Origin of the sequence: Streptomyces rugosispiralis (assembly GCF_024505145.1) — a bacterium.
Classification (GTDB): Bacteria; Actinomycetota; Actinomycetes; order Streptomycetales; family Streptomycetaceae; genus Streptomyces; species Streptomyces rugosispiralis.
Genome location: NZ_JANIAA010000010.1, coordinates 156,452 through 178,755, shown reverse-complemented (window position 1 = coordinate 178,755; position 22,304 = coordinate 156,452). Strand labels below are relative to the sequence as shown.

20 protein-coding genes are annotated in these 22,304 nt (G+C 72.1%); 11 read left to right on the top strand and 9 right to left on the bottom strand.

The window, feature by feature from the left end:
• Positions 1 to 44: 44 nt before the first annotated feature.
• Complete coding sequence (gene corA / locus NP777_RS18600; RefSeq protein ID WP_256651268.1) at positions 45 to 1,037, bottom strand: magnesium/cobalt transporter CorA; 993 nt, start codon at positions 1,035 to 1,037, stop codon at positions 45 to 47.
• A gap of 98 nt (positions 1,038 to 1,135) precedes the next feature.
• Between corA and NP777_RS18595 the strand changes: the two genes are divergently transcribed.
• The 4 genes from NP777_RS18595 (at position 1,136) to mshC (ending at position 4,806) form a co-directional block, all read left to right on the top strand.
• Entirely contained in the window at positions 1,136 to 1,831 is a 696-nt protein-coding gene (locus NP777_RS18595) for a histidine phosphatase family protein (RefSeq protein WP_256651267.1), read from the top strand.
• Positions 1,832 to 1,954: 123 nt separating this feature from the next.
• Positions 1,955 to 2,545 (top strand): DUF3090 domain-containing protein, encoded by a 591-nt coding sequence (locus NP777_RS18590; protein ID WP_256651266.1) that lies wholly within the window; start codon positions 1,955 to 1,957, stop codon positions 2,543 to 2,545.
• Positions 2,509 to 3,378 carry an SCO1664 family protein gene (locus tag NP777_RS18585; RefSeq protein ID WP_256651265.1) on the top strand — a complete coding sequence of 290 codons (870 nt, stop codon included), beginning with the start codon at positions 2,509 to 2,511 and terminating at the stop codon, positions 3,376 to 3,378. Before NP777_RS18590 ends, NP777_RS18585 begins: the two co-directional genes overlap by 37 nt.
• A 198-nt stretch (positions 3,379 to 3,576) precedes the next feature.
• A complete protein-coding gene (mshC, locus tag NP777_RS18580; protein WP_256651264.1) occupies positions 3,577 to 4,806 on the top strand; it encodes a cysteine--1-D-myo-inosityl 2-amino-2-deoxy-alpha-D-glucopyranoside ligase in 1,230 nt (409 codons plus the stop codon).
• A 182-nt stretch (positions 4,807 to 4,988) separates the two neighbouring features.
• Here mshC and NP777_RS18575 read toward each other — a convergent pair whose 3' ends face one another.
• Positions 4,989 to 6,224: a PAC2 family protein gene (locus NP777_RS18575; RefSeq protein ID WP_256651263.1), complete on the bottom strand. Its 1,236-nt coding sequence runs from the start codon at positions 6,222 to 6,224 to the stop codon at positions 4,989 to 4,991.
• 338 nt (positions 6,225 to 6,562) lie between these two features.
• Between NP777_RS18575 and NP777_RS18570 the strand changes: the two genes are divergently transcribed.
• The 7 genes from NP777_RS18570 (at position 6,563) to NP777_RS18540 (ending at position 14,380) form a co-directional block, all read left to right on the top strand.
• Entirely contained in the window at positions 6,563 to 7,882 is a 1,320-nt protein-coding gene (locus NP777_RS18570; RefSeq protein WP_391858537.1) for an enolase C-terminal domain-like protein, read from the top strand.
• Entirely contained in the window at positions 7,879 to 8,655 is a 777-nt protein-coding gene (locus NP777_RS18565; RefSeq protein ID WP_256651261.1) for an SDR family NAD(P)-dependent oxidoreductase, read from the top strand. The genes NP777_RS18570 and NP777_RS18565 overlap by 4 nt, the downstream gene beginning before the upstream one ends.
• 168 nt (positions 8,656 to 8,823) lie before the next feature.
• Positions 8,824 to 9,858 carry a sugar ABC transporter substrate-binding protein gene (locus tag NP777_RS18560; RefSeq protein ID WP_044577818.1) on the top strand — a complete coding sequence of 345 codons (1,035 nt, stop codon included), beginning with the start codon at positions 8,824 to 8,826 and terminating at the stop codon, positions 9,856 to 9,858.
• A 2-nt stretch (positions 9,859 to 9,860) separates the two neighbouring features.
• Positions 9,861 to 11,447 (top strand): sugar ABC transporter ATP-binding protein, encoded by a 1,587-nt coding sequence (locus NP777_RS18555; RefSeq protein ID WP_256651260.1) that lies wholly within the window; start codon positions 9,861 to 9,863, stop codon positions 11,445 to 11,447.
• The gene (locus tag NP777_RS18550) at positions 11,444 to 12,478 is read left to right on the top strand and encodes an ABC transporter permease (RefSeq protein WP_256651259.1); all 1,035 of its coding nucleotides are present in this window, start codon (positions 11,444 to 11,446) and stop codon (positions 12,476 to 12,478) included. Before NP777_RS18555 ends, NP777_RS18550 begins: the two co-directional genes overlap by 4 nt.
• Before the next feature lie 16 nt (positions 12,479 to 12,494).
• Positions 12,495 to 13,502, top strand: coding sequence for an aldo/keto reductase (locus NP777_RS18545; RefSeq protein WP_256651258.1), 1,008 nt, complete (start codon positions 12,495 to 12,497; stop codon positions 13,500 to 13,502).
• A gap of 26 nt (positions 13,503 to 13,528) precedes the next feature.
• Positions 13,529 to 14,380: an amidohydrolase family protein gene (locus NP777_RS18540; protein WP_256651324.1), complete on the top strand. Its 852-nt coding sequence runs from the start codon at positions 13,529 to 13,531 to the stop codon at positions 14,378 to 14,380.
• Between the two features lie 268 nt (positions 14,381 to 14,648).
• Here the strand turns inward: NP777_RS18540 and NP777_RS18535 are convergent, their stop codons facing one another.
• From NP777_RS18535 to NP777_RS18505, 7 genes are all read right to left on the bottom strand, one after another.
• The gene (locus NP777_RS18535; protein WP_256651257.1) at positions 14,649 to 15,320 is read right to left on the bottom strand and encodes a FadR/GntR family transcriptional regulator; all 672 of its coding nucleotides are present in this window, start codon (positions 15,318 to 15,320) and stop codon (positions 14,649 to 14,651) included.
• A 147-nt stretch (positions 15,321 to 15,467) separates the two neighbouring features.
• Positions 15,468 to 15,938: a hypothetical protein gene (locus tag NP777_RS18530; RefSeq protein ID WP_256651256.1), complete on the bottom strand. Its 471-nt coding sequence runs from the start codon at positions 15,936 to 15,938 to the stop codon at positions 15,468 to 15,470.
• Positions 15,939 to 16,153: 215 nt separating this feature from the next.
• Positions 16,154 to 17,212, bottom strand: a complete 1,059-nt coding sequence (locus NP777_RS18525; RefSeq protein WP_256651255.1) for an LLM class flavin-dependent oxidoreductase — start codon at positions 17,210 to 17,212, stop codon at positions 16,154 to 16,156.
• Between the two features lie 24 nt (positions 17,213 to 17,236).
• A complete protein-coding gene (locus tag NP777_RS18520; RefSeq protein ID WP_256651254.1) occupies positions 17,237 to 18,877 on the bottom strand; it encodes a dipeptide ABC transporter ATP-binding protein in 1,641 nt (546 codons plus the stop codon).
• On the bottom strand, positions 18,874 to 19,710 hold the full coding sequence (locus NP777_RS18515) for an ABC transporter permease (RefSeq protein WP_256651253.1): 837 nt from the start codon (positions 19,708 to 19,710) through the stop codon (positions 18,874 to 18,876). The genes NP777_RS18520 and NP777_RS18515 overlap by 4 nt, the downstream gene beginning before the upstream one ends.
• The gene (locus NP777_RS18510; protein WP_256651252.1) at positions 19,707 to 20,663 is read right to left on the bottom strand and encodes an ABC transporter permease; all 957 of its coding nucleotides are present in this window, start codon (positions 20,661 to 20,663) and stop codon (positions 19,707 to 19,709) included. The genes NP777_RS18515 and NP777_RS18510 overlap by 4 nt, the downstream gene beginning before the upstream one ends.
• 36 nt (positions 20,664 to 20,699) lie before the next feature.
• Positions 20,700 to 22,304: an ABC transporter substrate-binding protein gene (locus NP777_RS18505; RefSeq protein ID WP_256651251.1), complete on the bottom strand. Its 1,605-nt coding sequence runs from the start codon at positions 22,302 to 22,304 to the stop codon at positions 20,700 to 20,702.

Sequence of the window (22,304 nt, the reverse complement as noted above, 5' to 3'; positions counted from 1 at the left end):
GCGGACCGGCCTGGCCACGCCGGCCCCGGCCCCGCCCCTAGACCTCAGAGCCACCCACGCCGCTTGAACCAGCGGTACAGCACCGCGATCACACCGGCCATGAGCACGATCACCCCCGGGTATCCCCAGGGCTGCCTCAGCTCCGGCATGTGCGTGAAGTTCATGCCGTAGATCCCGGCGATCATCGTCGGCACCGCGGCCATGGCCGCCCATGCCGAGATCTTCCGCATGTCGTCGTTCTGCCGCACGCCCATCTGCGCGAGATGGGCGGAGAGGATGTCCGACAGCAGCCGGTCCAGCCCCTCCACATGCTCGTTCACCCGGGTCAGATGGTCGCTGACATCGCGGAAGAACGGCCGGGAGCCCTCATGTACGAACGGCACCCCGGCGCCGGTGAGCCGCTCCATCGGCTCGCCCAACGGCCCGGCCGAGCGGCGGAATTCCATCACCTCGCGCTTGAAGGCGTAGATCCGCCCGGCGGTGTTCTGCCCGGCGCCCGGGTTCGGCGCGAAGACCTCCGTCTCCAGCTCCTCCAGGTCCTCGTGCAGATCGTCGGCCACGTCCAGGTAGTGGTCCACGACCGCGTCGGAGACCGCGTACATCACCGCCGTGGGGCCGTGCTGGAGCACCTCGGGCATCTTCTCCAGCCGGTCGCGCACCGAGCCGAGCGGATTGGCCTCGCCATGCCTTACGGTCACCACGAAGGAGTCACCGACGAAGACCATCAGCTCACCCGCGGTGACCGTCCCGGCCTCGTCGTCGTACCGCACCGGCTTGAGCACCAGGAACAGCGAATCGTCATAGACCTCCAGCTTCGGCCTCTGGTGGGCGCACAGGGCGTCCTCGACGGCCAGCGGATGCAGTCCGAACTCGCTGGTGACCAGCTCGAACTCCTTCTCGGTCGGCTCATGCAGCCCGATCCACAAGAAGGCGTCCCCACTCGCTCGCGCCTCGTCCAGGGCGTCGGAGAAGTCGGCGGGTCCCTCGGTGCGGGCCCCGTCCCGGTAGATGGCACAATCCACGATCACGCTGCGCATTGTGCCTCGCGTGATGCCGATCGGCACAGGGGGACCCCGGTGCGGGATCGGTGCGCATCCCCGCTGAGCGGCGCCGGAGGGGTCGTAGGGTGGCAGCCATGCCCATGCTGATCCTCGTACGGCACGGCCGGTCCACCGCCAATACCGCGGGCCTCCTCGCGGGCTGGACACCCGGTGTCGCCCTCGACGAGCGCGGTACGGCCCAGGCCGCGGCGCTGCCCGGCAGACTGGCCGGACTGCCGCTCGCCGCCGCCGTCACCAGCCCCCTGCAGCGCTGCCGGGAGACGCTGGCCCCGCTGCTCGCCGCCCGCCCCGAACTGCCGCTGCACCCCGACGACCGGATCGGGGAGTGCCACTACGGCGACTGGTCCGGCCGGAAGCTGGCCGAGCTCGCCGATGAACCATTGATGAATATCGTCCAGCAGCATCCGTCCGCGGCCGCCTTCCCCGGTGGCGAGTCCATGCGCGCCATGCAGACGCGCGCGGTCGAGGCGGTGCGCGACTGGAACGCCCGGATCGAGCGGGAGCACGGCGCCGACGCGGTCTATCTGATGTGCTCCCACGGGGACATCATCAAGGCGCTGGTCGCGGACGCCCTCGGACTCCATCTCGATCTGTTCCAGCGGATCTCGGTCGAGCCCTGCTCGGTCACCGCGATCCGGTACACCCCGACCCGGCCGTTCGTCGTCCGGCTCGGGGACACCGGGGACTTCGCCGGTCTGGTGCCGCGCGAGGAGAACACCGGCAACCGTGGCGGGGACGCGGCGGTGGGCGGCGACGCGGGAGCACCGTGATCGCCGTGCGCAGTAGGGTGGTGCCGCGGTGCGAGGGCGCCGTGACAGCCGTGACCGGGCGGTCGTGACACCCAGCGGTCAGCAGTCAGTCAGCCGAGCAGTCGAACCAAATGGAGCAGGACGTTGTCCCGTCAGGTGTTCCTCTATGACCCGCCGGACCGTTTCGTCGCCGGTACGGTCGGGCTGCCTGGTCGCCGTACCTTTTTCCTGCAGGCGTCCGCCGGTAGCCGGACCACCAGTGTCGCGCTGGAGAAGACGCAGGTCGCCGCGTTGGCCGAGCGGATAGACGAGCTGCTGGACGAGGTGGTGCGGCGCACCGGCGGAAACGCCCCGGTCCCCGCCGTCGCACCGAGCGAACTCAGCGACACCGGGCCGCTGGAAGTCCCCGTGGAGGAGGAGTTCCGGGTCGGCACCATGGCACTCGCCTGGGACGGCGAGGAGCAGCGGATGATCGTCGAGGCGCAGGCGCTGGTCGAGCTGGAGGCCGAGTCCGAGGAGGACCTGGCCGAGGCCGAGGAGCGGCTGCTCCAGGACGATGTGAACGGCCCGCCCATGCTGCGGGTGCGGCTCACCGGGACGCAGGCGCGTGCGTTCGCCAAGCGCGCCCTGGAGGTCGTCAACGCCGGCCGGCCGCCCTGCCCGCTGTGCAGTCTGCCGCTCGACCCGGAGGGACACGTATGTCCGCGCCAGAACGGATACCGCCGCGGAGCCTGACGCCCCCGGCCGCGGCCGAGCTGCTGGCTCTCGGTGAGCTGACGGTCCGCGGCCGGGTCCGGGAGGCGTCCAACGCGGTGCTGTACTGCACGGTCGAGTACGAGGGCCACAGCGCCCCTTGCGTCTACAAGCCGGTGGCCGGGGAGCGGCCGCTGTGGGACTTCCCGGACGGCACCCTCGCCCAGCGCGAGGTCGCGGCGTACGAGATCTCCGAGGCCACCGGCTGGGGCCTGGTGCCGCCCACGGTGCTGCGCGACGGGCCGTACGGGCAGGGGATGTGCCAGCTCTGGGTGGAGGTCGAGACGGCCGACGGCGAGCCGGACGGCGACGGCTCGGAGGAGACCGGGGGAGCGGAGCTGCTCGCGCTCGTCGACGGCGATGAACCGGGCCCCGGCTGGAAGGCGGTGGGCTACGCCGAGGTGGGCGAGGGCCGTACGGCGCTGCTGGTCCACGCCGACGACGTACGGCTGCGCCGGCTGGCCGTGCTCGACGCGGTGATCAACAACGGTGACCGCAAGGGCGGCCATCTGCTGCCCGCGGCCGGTGGCCGGCTCTATGCGATTGATCACGGAGTGACCTTCAACGCCGACGACAAGCTGCGCACCCTGCTGTGGGGCTGGGCCGGGGAGCCGCTGCCGGACGATGTGCTGGAGGTGCTGCGCCGGCTGGCGGGCGAGCTGGCCGACGGCGGCCCGCTGAGCGCCCGGCTGGCGGAGCTGATCACCGGGGCCGAGGTCGAGGCCCTGCGGGCCCGTGTCGCCGCGCTGTTGCGGACCGGGACCCACCCCGAGCCCAGCGGCCAGTGGCCCGCCATCCCCTGGCCGCCGGTCTGAGCGGAGGGGCCCGCTGCGGCTCCTTACGGCCGTCCGTTCCGGGGCCGGGCGGGGGCCCGCCGCGCCCCGCCCGGAGTCCCCGGAACGCGGACGCCCGTGAGCTCAAGCAGCTCGCGGGCGTCCGCGCAAGACCGCCCATCCGGCCAACACCACTGGTCCGGTTCGTATACGGACGCTGCATCCGGTTACGCTCATTGCATGTATGCCTGGCCCGCTTCTGAGGTTCCCGCCCTGCCCGGCAGTGGCCGCGACCTGAGCATTCACGACACCGCGACCGGGGGACGGATCACCCTGACCCCCGGTCCCGTCGCACGCATCTACGTCTGCGGGATCACCCCGTACGACGCGACCCATATGGGTCATGCGGCGACCTACAACGCGTTCGACCTCGTTCAGCGCGTATGGCTCGACACCAAGCGCCAGGTGCACTACGTCCAGAACGTCACGGATGTCGACGATCCCCTGCTGGAGCGGGCGCGGGAGAACGGCGACGACTGGACCGACCTGGCCGAGCGCGAGACCACCCTCTTCCGCGAGGACATGACGGCCCTGCGGATGCTGCCCCCGCGGCACTACATCGGCGCCGTCGAGTCGATACCGGGGATCGTGCCGCTCGTGGAGCGGCTGCGCGACCTGGGCGCCGCCTATGAACTCGAAGGCGACATCTACTTCTCGGTGGAGTCCGACCCCTCCTTCGGCTCGGTCAGCGGACTCGACGCCGAGGCCATGCGGCTGCTGTCCGCCGAGCGCGGCGGCGACCCGGAGCGTCCGGGCAAGAAGAACCCCCTCGACCCGATGCTGTGGATGGCCGCCCGCGACGGCGAGCCGAGTTGGGACGGCGGATCGCTCGGCCGCGGCCGCCCCGGCTGGCACATCGAATGCGTGGCCATCGCCCTGGACCACCTCGGCATGGGCTTCGACGTGCAGGGCGGCGGATCCGATCTCGCCTTCCCGCACCATGAGATGGGCGCCTCGCACGCCCAGGTCCTCACCGGTGAGCGGCCGTTCGCCAAGACGTACGTGCACGCCGGAATGGTGGCCCTGGACGGCGAGAAGATGTCCAAGTCCAAGGGGAACCTGGTCTTCGTCTCGGCGCTGCGCCGCGACGGCGTCGACCCGGCGGCCATAAGGCTCGCGCTGCTGGCCCGCCACTACCGCTCTGACTGGGAGTGGACGGACGGGCTGCTGCGGGAGGCCGAGGAGCGCCTCGGCCGCTGGCGCGCGGCCGTCTCACGGCCGGACGGGCCCTCGGCGGACGCGCTGGTGGAGGAGATCCGTAAGGCGCTCGCGGACGACCTGGACTCCCCGGCCGCCCTGGCGGCCGTCGACCGCTGGGCCGCCGCGCAGTCGGCCACCGGCGGTACGGACGAGGGGGCGCCCGGTCTGGTCTCGCGCGCCGTGGACGCGCTGCTGGGCGTGGCCCTCTGACGCGGCGTCGGGGCGCCGCGCCGCGACGGTGAACACGTGAGCCCGCGCCGGGGTCCTCCCGGCGCGGGCTTCTCGCTGTCTCGTACGGGGTGTGCGAGGCGTGCGTGGCGCGCGTGGCGTGCGTCGCGTGCGTGGCGTGGCGCGCGTGGTGCGGCGTCGTGCGCCGTGTGCGGCGGTCGTGGTTACCGGTCGGCGCCGGGCCCCTCGTCCCCGTTGTCACCTCGGTCCGTGCGGTCCTCGTCGCGGCGGGAGGCGTCCCGCCCCTCGGAGTCCCGCCCCTCGGAGTCCCGGCCCTCGGAGCCCCGGTCGTCGTCCGCCCCCTTGGTGTCGTCCGCCTCCTTGGCGCTGTCGGCGTCCATGGTGTCGTCCGCGTCCTTGGCCTCGTCCCCGTCGCCGCCGGTGTCCTCGGCGTCGTCCTCCCGGGCCATCTCGTCCTTGGGCGACGGCTTGCGCGGCCGTCCGTGGCCGGTGGAGGGCTCGCGCAGATAGGGGGCGCCCGGGCCTCCGGTGCCGCCCTCCCGGCCCTCCGCCAGACCGCCGCTCTCGGTCGCGTGGCCGCCGGCGGGGCCGGGCTGGCCGTCGCGCCGCCGCAGATAGCGCTCGAACTCGCGGGCGATGGCCTCGCCGGACGCCTCGGGCAGTTCGGCGGTGTCCCGCGCCTCCTCCAGCGACTGGACGTACTCGGCGACCTCGCTGTCCTCGGCGGCCAGCTGGTCCACGCCCAGTTGCCAGGCCCGCGAGTCCTCGGTCAGCTCGCCGAGGGGGATGCGCACCGCGATGAGGTCCTCGAGGCGGTTGAGCAGCGCCAGGGTGGCCTTCGGGTTCGGCGGCTGGGAGACGTAGTGTGGCACGGCCGCCCACAGGCTGACCGCCGGGACCCCGGCATGGGCGCACGCCTCCTGGAGGACCCCGACGATCCCGGTGGGGCCCTCGTAGCGGGTCTCCTCCAGATCGAGGCTGCGGGCCAGGTCCGGGTCGGAGGTGACCCCGCTGACCGGCACCGGCCGGGTGTGCGGGGTGTCGCCGAGCAGCGCGCCGAGGATGACGACCATCTCCACGCCCAACTCATGGGCGTACCCGAGGATCTCGTTGCAGAACGACCGCCAGCGCATGCTCGGCTCGATACCGCGCACCAGCACCAGGTCCCGGGACTTCTCCCCGGTGTCCGCCCGGACCACCGAGAGCCGGGTGGTCGGCCAAGTGATCTTGCGTACCCCGCCCTCCAGGGCCACGGTGGGGCGGTTCACCTGGAAGTCGTAGTAGTCCTCCGCGTCGAGCGAGGCGAAGACCTCGCCCTTCCACTCCCGGTCCAGGTGCCCGACCGCGGTCGAGGCGGCGTCTCCGGCGTCGTTCCAGCCCTCGAAGGCACAGATCATGACCGGGTCGATCAGCTCGGGAACCCCCTCAAGCTCGATCACCCAGCGCCTCCTTCCGACCGGGGCGGACGGATGGTGCCGCCTCCAGCTGCAGTTTCCCAATGCGTGCCACCCAAGCCTACGGCTTTCCGGGGCCCCGGCCGCAGCCCCCGTCCAGGAGTACTAAGAGATTCATCCGATCTGTCCTTCGAAAGTTCGGACGCACCTCTGGACGAAACCCCTAGGGCAGCGCTATACATCGGATCATCGCGAAAGGTCCGATGTTCACTCTCGCGCATCGTTTCAGGGAGCCCCCATTGAGTAAGCGTCCATCCGTCACCGAGCTCGAGGTCCATGACATCCGGTTTCCCACCTCGGAGCAGCTCGACGGCTCGGACGCCATGAATCCGGACCCCGACTACTCCGCCGCCTACGTCGTGCTGCGCACGGACGCGGGGGAGGGGGCGGCGGCCGCCGAGGGACACGGCTTCGTCTTCACCATCGGCCGCGGCAACGATGTCACCGCGGCCGCCATCCGCTCCCTGCGCCTCCATGTGGTGGGCCGCCCGGCGCCGCTCACGGCCGCCGATCTCGCGGCCCTGCACCGTGAGCTGACCCATGACTCCCAGCTGCGCTGGCTCGGGCCCGAGAAGGGCGTCATGCACATGGCCGCGGGCGCGGTGGTCAACGCCGCCTGGGACTTCGCCGCCCGGCAGGCCGGAAAGCCCCTGTGGCAGTTCCTCGCCGAGATGTCGCCCGAGGAGCTGGTCGAGCTGGTCGACTTCCGCTACCTCAGCGACGCGCTCACCCCGGAGGAGGCGCTCGCCATCCTGCGCGCCGCCGAGCCCGGCCGCGCCGAGCGCGCCGCGCGGCTGCGCGAGCGGGGCTACCCCGCCTACACCACCTCGCCCGGCTGGCTCGGCTACTCCGACGAGAAAATGATCAAGCTGGCGCAGGAGGCCGTCGCCGACGGCTTCGGCCAGATCAAGCTCAAGGTCGGGGCCGAACTGGACGAGGACCTCAGACGGATGCGGCTCGCCCGCGAGGCCGTCGGCCCGGACGTGCGCATCGCCGTGGACGCGAACCAGCGCTGGGACGTGGCGGAGGCGGTGCGCTGGATGAGCGCCCTGGCACCGTACGACCCGCACTGGATCGAGGAGCCCACCAGCCCGGACGACATCCTCGCCCACGCCGCCATCCGCGCCGGACAGCCGGTCAAGGTCGCCACCGGCGAGCATGTCGCCAACCGCGTGGTCTTCAAGCAACTGCTCCAGGCCGAGGCGGTGGACTTCGTCCAGATCGACGCGGCACGGGTCGCCGGGGTCAACGAGAACCTCACGATCCTGCTGCTCGCCGCCAAGTACGGACTTCCGGTGTGCCCGCACGCGGGCGGCGTCGGGCTGTGCGAACTCGTCCAGCACCTGGCCATGTTCGACTACGTGGCCGTGTCGGGCAGCTGGGAGGACCGGGTCATCGAGTATGTCGACCACCTCCACGAGCACTTCGCCGATCCCGTGGTCGTCGAGTCGGGCCGCTACCGGGCACCGACCGCGCCGGGCTTCTCCGCCCGTATGTACCCAGAGTCGATCGCCGCCTACCGCTATCCGGACGGGCCCGAATGGCGGACCCGCCTCGCACGGCCCGGAACGGCACCGTCCGCACCGGCTCAGCCCGTACCAGCACCGTCCGCACCCGCACAGCCCCAGGAGGACCACCAGTGACCACCGGCGACTTCGAAGGGCTGGCCGCGCTCGTCACCGGCGGCGCCTCCGGCATCGGCGCCGCCATCGCCGCCACGCTGCGCGACCGGGGCGCGCGGGTCGCCGTGCTCGACCGCGATCCGTCGAGCGCCCCGGACGGCACGCTGCCACTCGAGGCCGATGTCACCTCCGACGAGGGGGTCAGGACCGCGGTGGACGCGGCCGTCGCCGAGTTCGGCGCGCTGCACACCGTCGTCGGCAACGCGGGCATCGGCGCGATCGGCAGCGTCGAGGACAACTCCGACGAGGAGTGGCACCGGCTGCTGGACATCAATGTGCTGGGCCTGGTCCGCACCGCGCGGGCCGCGCTGCCCCACTTGCGCGCCGCCGCGGCCGACCGGCCCGGCGCCGTCTCCATCACCCACACCTGCTCGATCGCTGCCACCGCCGGACTGCCGCAGCGCGCCGCCTACAGCGCGAGCAAGGGCGCGGTGCTGTCGCTGACCCTCGCCATGGCGGCGGACCACATCCGCGAAGGGGTGCGCGTCAACTGCGTCAACCCCGGCACCGTGGACACCCCGTGGGTCGGCCGGCTGCTGGACCAGGCCCCCGACCCGGCGGCCGAGCGCGCCGCCCTGGAGGCCCGGCAGCCCACCGGACGGCTGGTCTCCGCCGACGAGGTGGCCGCCGCCGTCGCGTACCTGGCCAGTCCCGCCGCCGCGGCCGTCACCGGCACCGCGCTGGCCGTCGACGGAGGGATGCAGGGGCTGCGGCTGCGGCCCGCCTCCTCCTGAGACAACGGCCCGGCCTCCTGGCCCGGCCGCTCGAGACAACGGCCCGGCCGCTCGAGACAGCCGTACAACCGCTTGAGACAACCGCTTGAGACAACCGCACAATCGCCTCCGCCCGAGGCCGGCACCACTTGCACGACTCGACCCAGGAACGACCAAGGACGGGACTCGATGACGAGACTCCGCACCACCGGCACCGCCGCCTGCGCCGTGCTGCTGGCCGTCGCAGCGCTCACCGGCTGCAACCGAGAGAGCAATGGCGCCGGCGGCGGCAAGGTCGGCATCGACATGCCGCGGACGGACACCGACTTCTGGAACTCCTACCAGCAGTACCTGGAGAAGGGCATCGACAAGGGCACGGTCTCCGCGCTCCCGCTGTCCAACTCGCAGAACGACATCGGCAAGCTGGTCGCCAACGTCCAGGCGTTCACCGACCAGGGCGCCAAGGCGGTCATCATGGCGCCCCAGGACACCGGGGCCATCTCCTCCACCCTGGAGCAGCTGGAGGAGAAGAAGATCCCCGTCGTCAGCGTGGACACCCGGCCCGACTCCGGCAAGGTCTACATGGTGGTGCGCGCCGACAACCGGGCGTACGGCACCAAGGCGTGCGAGTACCTCGGCGAGAAGCTGGGCGGCAAGGGCCGGATCGCCGAGCTCCAGGGCGACCTCAGCTCGATCAACGGCCGGGACCGCTCACAGGCGTTCGCCTCCTGCATGAAGAAGAAGTACCCCGGCATCAAGGTGCATGAGCTGCCCACCGACTGGAAGGGCGATGTGGCCTCCGCCAAGCTGCAGAGCCTGCTGGCCCAGCACAAGGACGTGAACGGCATCTACATGCAGGCGGGCGGCGCCTTCCTGCAGCCCACGCTCGCCCTGCTGGAGCAGAAGCGGCTGCTCAAGCCCGCCGGTTCGGCCAAGCACATCACGATCATCTCCAACGACGGGATACCCGAGGAGCTGGACGCGATCCGCTCCGGGAAGATCGACGCCACGCTCTCCCAGCCCGCCGACCTCTACGCCCAGTGGGCCCTGAACTACGCCAAGGCCGCTCTGGACGGCAAGACGTTCAAACCCGGCCCGACCGACCACGACTCCAAGATCGTCAAGATCGAGAACGGCCTGGAGGACCAGCTCCCGGCGCCGCTGGTCACCAAGGAGAACGTCGACGACAAGAAGCTGTGGGCCAACCAGCTCGAGAAGAAGTGACCATGGCCGAGGCCGAACAGCCCGCCGTCGTACGGGCCCAGGGCATCGTCAAACGGTTCGGGCCCACCGTCGCCCTGGACCACGCCCGGCTGGCGGTGCGGCCCGGGGAGGCCCATGCGCTCGTCGGGCGCAACGGGGCGGGCAAGTCCACGCTGGTGTCCGTCCTGACCGGGATGGAGCGCCCGGACGAGGGCGAGGTGACCTTCGCGGGCGAGTCCGCTCCCGGCTACGGCGACACCGCCGCCTGGCAGCGCAAGGTGGCCTGCGTCTACCAGAAGTCGATGGTGGTCCCGGACCTGACGGTCGCCGAGAACCTCTACCTCAACCGCTTCCCGGGCGCAGGGCGCATCCGCTGGCGCGCCCTGCGCGAGGACGCCCGCGCGCTGCTGGCCGAGTACGGCGTGGAGGTGGATCCGCAGACGCGGGCGAAGGACCTCAGCGTCGAGCAGCGGCAGTTCGTGGAGATCGCCCGCGCGCTCTCCTTCGGCGCCCGGCTGATCATCCTCGACGAGCCCACCGCACAGCTCGACGCGGGCGGGATCGACCGGCTCTTCGCCAAGCTGCTGGAGCTGCGCCGGCAGGGGGTCGCCTTCCTGTTCATCTCGCACCATCTGCAGGAGGTCTACGAACTCTGCGACACCGTCACCGTCTTCCGCGACGCCCGGCATGTGCTGACCGCCCCGGTCGCCGGCCTCCCCAAGGAGGAGCTGGTGGCGGCGATGACCGGGGACGACGGCGGGGCGCCCGGGGGCGGCTCCCGGGCCGTGGTGCGCGCTCCCGTCGCCCGTAAGGAGGCCGACCCGGACGGGGAGCCGGTGCTGCGCACCGAAGGGCTCGCCCTGGAGGGCGAGTTCGACCCGCTGGACCTGGTGGTGCGCCCCGGCGAGGTGCTCGGCCTGGCCGGGGCCACGGCCAGCGGCAACACGGCGGTCGGCGAGACCCTGGTGGGGCTGCGCAAACCGGTCGGCGGGCGGCTTTCGGTGCGCGGCCGGCCGGTGCGCCCCGGCAGCGTGCCGCACGCCATCGACGCGGGCATCGGCTACGTCCCGGAGGACCGGCACGACCAGGGCCTGGTCCTGGGCCGCAGCGTCGCCGAGAACGCCACGCTGACCGTCACCGACCAGCTCGGGCCCTTCGGCACGGTGCTGCCCTCCCGGACCCGCGCCTTCGCCCAGCGGATGATCACCTCCCTGGACATCAAGACCTCGGGACCTTCGCAGCCCGTTTCGGGTTTGTCCGGCGGAAATCAGCAGAAGGTCGTCATCGCGCGGGCGCTGGCCCGTGAGCCCAGCGTCCTGGTCGCGATCCGCCCGACCGCCGGGGTGGACGTGAAGTCCAAGGACGCGCTGCTCGGCGTCGTACGGGACGTGGCGGCGGCCGGGAGCGGCGCGGTCATCGTCTCCGACGAACTGGACGATCTGCGGGTCTGCGACCGGATCCTGGCGTTCTTCCACGGCCGGGTGGTCGCCGAGTTCGGCAGCGGCTGGAGCGACCGCCAGCTCGTGGCCGCCATGGAGGGCATCACGGAGCCGGGCACCAACGGCACGGCGGGGGACACCGAAGACCGCACAGAAGGAAGGCAGACATGACCGATACCGCACGGCAGCGGACCGCCGAGGCGGTGGCTGACGACCCGGCGGGGGGCCGGCCGCGGATCGACATCGCGCGCTGGCGCGATCTGTCGCTGGTCCCCGTGATCTTCGTCCTCGGGGTGATCGGCTTCATCGTCTCGCCCGCCTTCCTCACCGAGGACAACCTGATCGGGGTCGTCCAGCAGTCCACCGAGCTGGGGCTGCTGGTGCTGGGCGAGGCGCTGATCCTGATCAGCGGGCGGATGGACCTCTCCCTGGAGTCGACCATCGCCGTGGCGCCGGTGATCGCCCTGTGGCTCGTGCTGCCCGCGCACGGGGCGCGGTTCGAGGGCCTGGGGCTGCTGCCGGTGTGGACCGCGATACCGCTGTGCCTGGCGGTCGGGGCGCTGATCGGCGCGGCCAACGGCTTCCTGATGCTCAAGCTGCGCGTCAACGGCTTCATCGCGACCCTGGGCATGCTCACCATGCTGCGCGGACTCCAGGTCGGCATCGCGGAGGGCCAGTCGATCGTCAACGTCCCCGAGTCCTTCCGCTACCTCGGCAAGGCCGAGTGGCTGGGCGTGCCCGCCGCCGTGTGGATCTGCCTGGGGCTGTACGCCCTCGGCGGTCTGGCCCTGGGCTATCTGCGGCACGGCCGCGCGCTGTACGCGATCGGCGGCAACCCCGAGGCCGCGCGGGCGGCGGGCATCCGGGTGGACCGGATCACCTGGATCGTGCTGAGCGTCGGCGGACTGCTGGCCGCCTTCGCGGGCATCCTCTACACGGGCCACTACGGCTCGGTCGCCGCGACCCAGGGCAACGGCTGGATCTTCCAGGTGTTCGCCGCGGCGGTCATCGGCGGGATCAGCCTCAAGGGCGGCCGCGGCACCCTCTTCGGCGCGCTCACCGGTGTGCTGACGCTGCAGCTGGTCGTCAATGTGATGACCCTCGGCGGGGTGCCGCCCCTGTGGAACCAGTTCATCAACGGCTCGATCATCATCGTCGCGCTGATCATCTCCCGCTACGCAAGCGGCGAGAAGCAGGACTGAGAGCCGGGAGGAAACCATGGCGGTCGACGGCGGACGGGCCCCGAGCGGCCCGCGCGAACTGGGGCGCTCGGGGGTGCGCGTACCACCCCTGGGGCTGGGCTGCGCGCCGCTGGCCAACCTCTACGAGGCGGTGCCGGAGGAGCGTGCGCTGGACACCGTAAGGGCGGCGTTCGACACCGGTCTCACCTATATGGACACCGCGCCGCACTACGGCGTCGGGTTGTCCGAGGAGCGGCTGGGGCGGGTGCTGGCCGGGCGCGACCGCGCCGGGTACACGCTCTCCACCAAGGTGGGGCGGCGGCTGCGGCCGCGCGCCCCCGGGGAGCCCGTCCAGGCGGCCGGGTTCGCCGACACCCCCGACCGGGTCCGCGAGTGGGACTTCACCCGGGACGGCATCCGCGCGAGCCTCGAGTCCTCCCTGGAGCGGCTCGGGGTCGACGCCGTGGACATCGTCTACCTCCACGATCCGGAGGACCACGTCCGTGAGGTCTACGAGACGGCTTTCGCGGCGCTGGCCGAGCTGAAGCGGGAGAAGCTCGTCCGGGCCATCGGCTTCGGCATGAACCACAGCGATCTCCTCGCCCGGTTCGTCGCCGACTTCGACGTGGACGTCGTGCTGTGCGCCGGGCGCTGGACGCTGCTGGAGCGCACCGCCTTCGACGATCTGCTGCCGGTGTGCGAGCGGCGCGGCACCTCCGTGGTGGTCGGCGGGATCTACAACTCCGGGCTGCTCGCCGACCCCGCCCCCGGCGCCCGCTACGACTACCAGCAGGCGCCGCCCGAACTCCTCGCCAGGGCCCGGCGGCTGGCCGAGGTGTGCGCCGAGTTCCAGGTGCCGCTGCGGGCCGCCGCGCTGCGCTTCCCCTTCGGCCACCCGGCGGTGGCCGCCGCGGTGGTCGGCTGCGCCTCCCCGGCCGAAGTCCGGGACAATGCCGGGATGTTCGCCCACGACATCCCCGACGAGCTGTGGCCGGCCCTGGTCCGGCGCGGTCTGCTCGACGACGACATCCCGCTGCCGGTCTGACCCCCCCGAGGAGTGCCCGAGTGCCCTTGCCGCGCCGTATCGACGCCCATCATCACCTGTGGGACCTGACCCGCCGTGAGCAGCCGTGGATGGACGGCGCGTGGGCCGAGCCCATCCGCCGCACCTTCACCCCGGACGACCTCGCCCCGCATCTGGACGCCCATGCGATCGACGCCACCGTCGTCGTCCAGTCCAGCTCCTCCGTCGAGGAGACCCGGGAACTCCTCGCCCTGGCCGGCGGATCGGACCGGATCGCGGGCGTCGTCGGCTGGGCGGACCTCACCGACCCCGGGGTGGGCGAGGTGCTCGCGGAGCTGGCCGCCGGGCCCGGTGGCGACCGGCTGGTGGGCCTGCGCCACCAGGTGCAGGACGAACCGGATCCGCGCTGGCTGGACCGCGAGGACGCCCGCCGGGGGCTGGCCGCCGTGGCCGACGCGGGGCTGGTCTACGACCTGCTGGTCACCCCGCGCGAGCTCCCCGCGGCCATCGACGCCGTCCGTGAGCTGCCGCAGCTGCGCTTCGTCCTCGACCACGCCGCCAAACCGCCCGTGGCGAGCGGGGAGCGCGACCCCTGGGCCTGGCAGCTGGCCGCGCTCGCGGCCCTGCCGAACGTCGACTGCAAGCTGTCCGGTCTGGTCACCGAGGCCGACTGGGCCGGCTGGAAGCCCGAGCAGGTGCTCCCGTACGCCTGGCACGTGCTGGACGCCTTCGGGCCCGGCCGGGTGCTGTTCGGCTCCGACTGGCCGGTGTGCGTTCTCGCCGCGACCTACGACGAGGTGGTGGCCCTCGCGGACCGGGCCGCCCTCCGGCTCGGCGAGGACGAGCGCGCCGCCGTCTTCGGCGGCAACGCGGCCCGCGCCTACGGTCTGGGAACCTAGGGGGTGCCCGCCGGATTGTGACGCCTGCGGCGGGCTGCTTTCCCCTACCCGCCCCTTCCCTCAACTGGGGCTCCGCCCCAGACCCCGCTCCTCAATCGCCGGAGGGGCTGGAAGGCGCGGTTTCGCCCCAGACCCCGGGTTCCAGGGGCGAAGCGCCTGCCACGCGGCAGGGCTCCGCCCGGAGCCGGGGGCGAGCCCGCCCCGGACCCGCGGGCGGGAGTCCGGGGCGGAGCCTCCCGGCGGGGGCCGGGGCGGAGCGCCGGTGGGCTCACAGCGTGGAGCGCAGCCACTGCTCGACGCTCGCGATGTGCACCGTCGCCCAGGACCGTGCCGCCTCCGCGTCGCGGTCCCGCAGGGCGGCCAGGATCGCCCGGTGCTCATGGAGAGTGCGGCTGACCGCGTCCTCCTGCGTCAGACCGCGCCACACCCGGGCCCGGGTGGTGGGCCCGGAGAGCCCGTCGAGCAGCGAGCAGAGCACCGAGTTGCCCGAGGACTGGACGATGCCGCGGTGGAACTCCAGATCGCAGGCGACCAGCTCCTCCACCGACGGCTCCTGCCCGAGCGCGTCCAGCTGCTCCTGGAGCCGGTCCAGCTCGGCGTCGCTGATCCGGGTGGAGGCCTGCGCCGTGGCCGCGGGCTCCAGGATCCGCCGTACCGCGAGGAACTCCAGCACCGTGTCATCGCGGTGGAAGTCCACCACGAAGCTCAGCGCCTCCAGCAGCAGCTGGGGATCGAGGCTGGTCACATAGGTGCCGTCGCCCTGCCGTACGTCGAGGATCCGGATCAGCGACAGCGCCCGGACGGCCTCGCGCAGCGAGTTGCGCGACAGCCCCAGATCGGCGGCCAGCTCACTCTCCTTGGGGAGCCGGTCACCGGGGCGCAGCGCGCCCGAGACGATCATGCCCTTGATTTTTTCGATCGCCTCGTCGGTGACCGCCATGGTGGACCTCCCCGGGCCAAACATCCGATGTATCAGGTCCATTATGACGTGCTTGAACCGGCGGCGTCTGCCGGGGACGCCGCCGGTCCGGTGTGACCTTCTACCAGGAGGGCCCGAAGCGGGCTCAGAGCCGGTTCATCGGATGGCTCAGAAGGTGAACGGCCCCGGGGACTGGGGCGTGGTGGCGGTGCAGTTGACCGTGATCAGACCGAAGATCACCAGCTTGAGCGACTTCGCCTCCAGGACATCGCCCGCGGCCACCGTGCCCTTGAGCGGGCCGGTGGTCACATCGGAGCCGGTCGGGATCGCCGGGTTGGAGCTGCCGGTGAAGGTCTTGGTTCCGCCGCCGCTCTTCGACAGCGTCAGCGTCGAGCTCACCGAGCCCGCCGGAACGTCGATCGGGGCCTTGATCGCCCCCGAGGACAGGGTGATGGTCGCGGCGGTCCCGCTCTGCGTCGCGGTGAGGGTGGCCAGGCCCGACCCGAAGGTCCCGCAGTCGGCCGTGAGGGTGGCTGTCGTGGGGGTGACCGCGGTCGCGGTCGGTGCCAGCGCCAGCGCGCCGGCGGCCAGTGCTGCTGTTCCCATTGCCGTGCCGATCCCGAGCTTGATCCGTCTCATGGGATTGCCTTCCGGAGTGGGGGAAGTGCGGCTGATGTGTGGGGGGTGGTTCCCGCCCGTCATCCACGGGCGATGTGGCGATGTCATTGATGCGCGCACCGCCGAAGAAGGCAAGAGCGATTCAGCTGATTTTTAACGCGCGAGTAAGTTCACAGGCCCGCGGTGGATCTACCGCCAACTGCCTCGCATGGGCGGCGAGTTGGTGAGATCGCCCGTCAGCTCCAGAGCTTGCTGGGTGCCTCCCGGCGCACCACCGGGGCGATCTCCTCGGCGAACCTCTGCAAGGTCTCGATCTGCCGGGACCGGCTCAGCCCGATCCCGTCGACCGTGATCGACTGAAGGTCGTGCCGGTAGAGCTCGTGATAGCCGAGAATCTTGTCGATGATCTGCTGCGGGCTCCCGATGAGCTGCGGCCCGCTCTCGATCGCGTCCTCGATCGTGCGGAAGGGGGTGTTGTAGCCCGGCTTGTCCGCGAGGTGCGGTTTGAAGTTCTGCCGCACCCGCGCCTCGTAGTAGTCCTTGTACTCCTCGATCGCCCGCTGGGTGGTGTCCGCGATGAACAGCCCGCCGGACCCGGCCGCCACATGCGCGGTCGCCGGATCGTGCCCGTACGCCTCGAACCGCTCGCGGTAGTGGCGGATCAGCCCGGCGTACGCCTCGCGCGGCTGGATGGCGTTCGCCGTGAACAGCGGATCGCCGTGTCTGGCGGCCAGCTCGGGTGAGTTGCGGCTGGTGGCCGAGCCGTGCCAGACCCTGGGGAGCCCGTCGTAGGGGCGCGGCACGGTCGTCACCTCCTTCAGCGGCGGCCGGAACTCCCCCTTCCAGGTGACCTTCTCCTCGCTCCACAGCCGCCGCAGCAGCTCGTACTTCTCGGCCTGGAGATCCCACTGCCGGTCCTCGTCGAGGCCGAAGAGGTCGAAGTGCCCGGCCTCCGCGCCCTTGCCCACCACCAGCTCGATCCGGCCCCGGGAGAGCTGGTCCAGCGTCGCGTAGTCCTCGGCGACCCGCACCGGGTCCAGGATCGCCACCACGGTCACACCGGTGAGCAGCCGGATCCGCGAAGTGCGGGCCGCGAGCGCGCCCAGCACCACCGTCGGGCTCGAGGACAGGAACGGCCCGGCGTGCCGCTCCCCGACGGCGTACGCGTCGAAGCCGAGCCGCTCGGCGGCCACCCCCGTCTCCACGACGTCCTCGAACCGCTCGGCGGCGGCGGGCAGCTCACCGGTCAAGGGATGCGGGGCATGGCTGATCAGGGACAGTACGGAGAACTTCATGGTGTCCTTCCAGCGTCGGGCGGATCAGGATCGGACGGAGACCGCATGGCGCCCGCCGGGGATCGCGGCGAGCAGTTCCCCGGTGTACGGATGGGAGGGCGAGGCGAAGACCTCATCCGTCGTGCCCGTCTCCAGCAGCCTCCCGTCGCGCATCACCCCCACCCGGTCGGCGATCTGCCGTACGACGGCGAGGTCATGGGAGACGAAGAGATAGCTCAGCCCCAGATCGCGCTGGAACTCCGCCAGCAGTTCCAGAATCCGCGCCTGCACCGACACATCCAGTGCCGACACCGGCTCGTCGCAGATGACCAGATCGGGGCTGAGGGCCAGGGCCCGGGCGATGGCCACCCGCTGCCGCTGACCGCCCGAGAGCTCACCCGGTCTGCGGCGCAGCGTGGCCGCGGGCAGCGCCACCCGGTCCAGCAGTTCGGCCGCCCGCCGCAGCCGTGCCGCCCGGTCGCCCACCCGGAAGGCGCGCAGCGGCTCGGTGACGGCGTCGGCCACGGACCGGCGGGGGTCGAGCGAGGAGTACGGATTCTGGTAGACGAGCTGGACCCGGCGCCGCAGTCGGCGCAGCGCCGCGCCCGACAGCGCGGTGATGTCCTGCCCGTCGAACCGGATCCGGCCCTCGGTGGGGTCGGTCAGCCGGGCCACCATGCGGGCCGTGGTGGACTTCCCCGAACCGGACTCCCCGACGAGGGCGAAGCTCTCACCCCGCCGGATCCGGAAGTCCACCCCGTCCACGGCGCGGACCGCCGCCCGACCGCGCGGCGCGAACACCTTGACCAGGCCCGCCACCGCGACCAGGTCGGCGGCGGCCGGAGGAGTCTCCCGCGGTGCCGCCTCCCGCGCCCGCACCCGCGCCGTCGTCACGCTCGGCGCGCTCGCCAGCAGTTGCCGGGTGTACGGATGGCGGGGCGCGGTGAGGACGTCCCGGGCCGGGCCGGTCTCCACGATCCCGCCCTCCGACATGACCGCGATCCGCCGCGCCCGGTCGGCCGCGACCCCCAGATCGTGGGTGATCAGCAGCACGGCCGTGCCCGCCTGGCGGGTGAGCGTCTCGATATGGTCCAGGATCCGCCGCTGCACGGTGACGTCCAGCGCGCTCGTCGGCTCGTCGGCGATCACCAGCCGGGGGCGCGCCGCCACCGCGATCGCGATGAGCACGCGCTGCCGCATGCCCCCGGACAGCTCGTGCGGATACTGGCGGGCCCGGACCTCCGGATCCGGCAGCCCGGCCTGCCCCAGGATCCGTACGGCCTCGGCGGGGGCCGACGCCCGGTCCGCCAGGCCGTGGATCAGCAGCACCTCGGCGACCTGCCGCCCGATCCGCTGCACCGGGTTGAGCGAGACCATCGGGTCCTGCGGGATCAGCCCGATGTCGCGGCCGCGCCGGGCCCGCAGCTCCCGCTCTCCGGCGGCGGCCAGGTCCGTACCGTCGAAGAGGATCCGGCCGTCGTCGATCCGTCCGCCGGGCGGCAGCAGGCCGATGACCGCGTGTGCGGTGGTGGACTTCCCCGAGCCGGACTCACCGACCAGGGCGACCACTTCACCGGGGGCGATGTCGAGGTCCACCCCGCGCACGGCGGGCGGGGAGCCGTCGCCGGTGCGGTAGGAGACCTTCAGCCCGCGGATCGACAGCAGGGGCGCGGTGGTGACCGTCATCGGGACGCCTCCTTCGCCTCGCCGTCCAGCGCGCGGGAGACCCGTCCCGCGGCCAGTACGGTGGCGGCGATGGTCAGGCCCGGCAGGGTGGTGAGCCACCATGCCGTGGCGAGGTAGTCGCGGCCGCCGGAGACCAGGGAGCCCCACTCCGGTGCCGGTGGTTCGGCCCCGTAGCCCAGGAAGCTGAGCGCGGAGACGGCGAGCACCACGGTGCCGAACTCGACGGCCGCGTAGACCAGTACGGGCCCGGAGGCGTTCGGCAGCACATGCCGCAGCAGCACCGACAGCGGGCGCGAGCCCGAGGACCGGGCCGCCTCGACATAGGTGGCCTCGCGCACCCGCAGCACCTCGGCCCGCATGATCCGGGCGAAGCCGGCCACGCTGGTCACGCCCACCGCGACGGCCACCTTGACGGTGCCGAAGCCGAGCGCGGTCACCACGGCCAGGGAGAGCAGCAGGCTGGGGATGGCGAGCAGGACGTCGGCGATCCGCATCAGGGCGTCGTCGAGCAGCCCGCCCACATAGCCCGCGGTCAGCCCCAGCGCCGAACCGGCGACCAGGCCCACCGCCACGGCCAGCGAGGTGGCCTTGAGCGAGAGCGCCGAGCCGTGCACCACCCGCGAGAACAGATCCCGGCCCAGCTGGTCGGTGCCGAAGAGATGGTGGAGGCTGGGCGCCTGAAGCCGCTCGGCCGGCACCCCCGACAGCGGATCCCGCCCGGTGAACAGGGCGGGGAAGAAGGCCGCCAGGAGCGTCACCACCAGCACGGCCACCGCCACCACCAGACCGGGCCTGCGCACCCAGAACCGCGCGGCGGCGCGGCGGCGGCTCATCGGGTCACCGCCGGGGCCGCGGCGCCGGTGATGCGTGGATCGAGCAGCGGAATGATCAGGTCCACGGCCAGGTTGGCGAGTACGAAGGCCAGGGCGCCGAAGACCACCAGACCCTGCACCACCGGGATGTCCTGGGCGGTCACGGCGGTGGCGGTGACCCGGCCGACACCGGTCCGGGAGAACACCGTCTCCACGATCACCGAACCCGCCAGCAGATTGCCGACCAGCATTCCGGCCACGGTCAGCGGCGGGGCGGCGGCGTTGCGCAGGGCGTGCCCGAAGTGCACCCGCGGCCGGCTCGCCCCCTTCGCCAGCGCCGTCTCCACATACGGCTCGGCCAGCGCGGTCCGCAGGCTCTTGGCGAAGACCTGCGCGATCACGGCGGAGGCGGGCACGGCCAGGGTTATCGCCGGCAGGATCAGGCTCTGGAACCCCTCGTTGCCGATGGCGGGCAGCAGCCCCCAGCGGAACGACACGACCTGGACGAGGATCAGGCCCACCCAGAAGGTCGGCGCCGAGACGCCCAGCGCGGGCAGCGACAGCAGGGCCTGCCGCAGCCAGCGCCGCCGGGTGTAGGTGGCCGCCAGCGCGACGCCCGCCCCCACCGCCGTGGCCAGCAGCAGCGCGGCCGAGGTGAGCTGGAGGGTCGCGGGCAACTGGTCGGCGATCAGCCGGGTGACCGGGTCACCGTTCTGGACGGAGATCCCGAAGTCGCCCTGGAGGGCGTGGAACAGCCGATCGCCGTACTGCTCGATCAGCGGCTTGTCGAAGCCGTAGACCCGCTTCAGCTCGGCGATCTGCCCGGGGCTCACATCGTTGGTGTCACCGCCCCCGGAAGCCATGATCGATACCGGGTCGCCGGGCAGCAGATAGAGCACGACGAAGGAGGTGGTGAAGGCCGCCCACAGCACGAAGACCGCCTGGAGCAGCCGCTGCACAAGGTAGCGCGGCATGGGTTCGCTTTCGCTCTTCGGAGTTCGGGACGGCGCTCAGGAGAGCCAGGTGTCATGGAACTGGAGCCGGGAGGACGCCTCGAAGTCCAGGTCGTGGACGTTCTTCCCGACGCCGATCACGGTGGTGAGCTCGAAGACCGGCACCTGGTAGCCCTTCTCCACCACCAGGGCCTGGGCCTGGGCGGCGTACTTCGCGCGCCGTGCCGGGTCGGCCGTGGCCGACTGCTGGTCGAGCACCGAGTCGAGCGCGGGGTCGTGCAGCCGGGAGAGGTTGAGGCCCTCGCCGGAGAAGGAGGTGCGCAGGATGTCGGGGTCGACGCGGGTGGTGTTGCCCCAGGCGTAGTCGTAGTCGCCCTTCTGCCGGACCTCGACATAGTCCCCGATGGAGTGGGACTTCAGGGTGAGCTGGACGCCGATCTTCTTCAGCTGCTGCTGGATCAGCTCCAGCGCGGTCTGGTTGGGGCCGAAGTTGGTGGCCCAGACGACCTTGAGGGAGAGCTTCCGGCCGTCCTTGACCCGGATGCCGCCGGGTCCGGGCTTCCAGCCCGCCTCGTCCAGCAGCTTCCGGGCCCGGTCCGGGGAGTGGCGCAGCCGGTCGCCGAGGTTCTTGTACGCGGTGGTGGTGGACGCGAGCGAGCTGGTGGCCGGCTTGTAGCGGCGGCTGAGGACGGTGTCGACCACCTCCTGGCGGTTCACCCCGAGCTGGATGGCCTCGCGGATCTTCGCGTCCCGGGTGAGGGGGCGGCCCGCGTTGACCGTCAGGGCGAACGGCACACCGGGGTTGGCCCGGCTGAGCAGGGTGAAGCCGGTGCCCTTCAGCCCGTCCTCGTCACTAGGCGCGACGCCCCCGATGGCATCGGCCTGCCCGGACTGGAGGGAGCCGGTGCGCACCCCGGACTCGGGGACCACCTTGAAGGAGATGCGCTCCAGATAGGCCGGGCCCTTCTTGCGCCACAGCGACGAGCCCCAGGCGTAGCCCGGGCGGCGGCGCTCCTCGACCGACTTGTTCGGGGTGTAGTCGACGAGGGTGAACGGGCCGGAGCCCACGAGGTGGTCGGTGCAGCGCTTCGCCGCCGGGAGCCGGGTGGTCGACCGGGCCAGCAGACCGAGTGTGAAGGTGGACGTGGCCTGGAGGAACTGCGCGTTGGGCTCCTTGAACCGCACCCGGGCGGTGTCCTCGCCGACCACGGTCGTGCCCGCGTACCCGGCCAGATAGCTGGCGCCCAGCACCGACTTCGCCCCCAGCCGCACGATGCCGTCGAAGTTGTCCTTGACCGCGCGGGCGTCGACCGGGGTGCCGTCGCTGAAGGTGGCGCCGCGGCGGAGGTGGAAGGTGAAGGTGGTGGCGTCCTTGTTCACCTCCCAGCTCCTGGCCAGCCACGGCACGATCTTCCCCGTCCTCGGGTCCTGGTCGGTGAGGGAGTCCACCAACTGCCGGGCGGGGTAGAGCGCGTCGTTGTTGCCCTGCTGCTGCGGGTCGACGCAGATCGGGTCGGAGGCCAGGGCGAAGGTCAGACGGCCGCCGGAGTGCGGGGTGGAACTCCCCGCGCCGGACGCGCCGGAGGAGGAGCAGGCGGTGGCGGCGAGGGACAGAGCGGTGATGACGCCGAAAACGGCATGACCGCGGCGTGAGCCGAGCAT

Coding starts and splice junctions, on each gene's coding strand:
- corA (WP_256651268.1), bottom strand. CDS start 1,037: ATGCGCAGCGTGATCGTGGATTGTGCCATCTACCGGGACGGGGCCCGC.
- NP777_RS18595 (WP_256651267.1), top strand. CDS start 1,136: ATGCCCATGCTGATCCTCGTACGGCACGGCCGGTCCACCGCCAATACC.
- NP777_RS18585 (WP_256651265.1), top strand. CDS start 2,509: ATGTCCGCGCCAGAACGGATACCGCCGCGGAGCCTGACGCCCCCGGCC.
- mshC (WP_256651264.1), top strand. CDS start 3,577: ATGTATGCCTGGCCCGCTTCTGAGGTTCCCGCCCTGCCCGGCAGTGGC.
- NP777_RS18570 (WP_391858537.1), top strand. CDS start 6,563: ATGAATCCGGACCCCGACTACTCCGCCGCCTACGTCGTGCTGCGCACG.
- NP777_RS18560 (WP_044577818.1), top strand. CDS start 8,824: ATGACGAGACTCCGCACCACCGGCACCGCCGCCTGCGCCGTGCTGCTG.
- NP777_RS18555 (WP_256651260.1), top strand. CDS start 9,861: ATGGCCGAGGCCGAACAGCCCGCCGTCGTACGGGCCCAGGGCATCGTC.
- NP777_RS18550 (WP_256651259.1), top strand. CDS start 11,444: ATGACCGATACCGCACGGCAGCGGACCGCCGAGGCGGTGGCTGACGAC.
- NP777_RS18545 (WP_256651258.1), top strand. CDS start 12,495: ATGGCGGTCGACGGCGGACGGGCCCCGAGCGGCCCGCGCGAACTGGGG.
- NP777_RS18535 (WP_256651257.1), bottom strand. CDS start 15,320: ATGGCGGTCACCGACGAGGCGATCGAAAAAATCAAGGGCATGATCGTC.
- NP777_RS18530 (WP_256651256.1), bottom strand. CDS start 15,938: ATGAGACGGATCAAGCTCGGGATCGGCACGGCAATGGGAACAGCAGCA.
- NP777_RS18525 (WP_256651255.1), bottom strand. CDS start 17,212: ATGAAGTTCTCCGTACTGTCCCTGATCAGCCATGCCCCGCATCCCTTG.
- NP777_RS18520 (WP_256651254.1), bottom strand. CDS start 18,877: ATGACGGTCACCACCGCGCCCCTGCTGTCGATCCGCGGGCTGAAGGTC.
- NP777_RS18515 (WP_256651253.1), bottom strand. CDS start 19,710: ATGAGCCGCCGCCGCGCCGCCGCGCGGTTCTGGGTGCGCAGGCCCGGT.
- NP777_RS18510 (WP_256651252.1), bottom strand. CDS start 20,663: ATGCCGCGCTACCTTGTGCAGCGGCTGCTCCAGGCGGTCTTCGTGCTG.
- NP777_RS18505 (WP_256651251.1), bottom strand. CDS start 22,304: ATGCTCGGCTCACGCCGCGGTCATGCCGTTTTCGGCGTCATCACCGCT.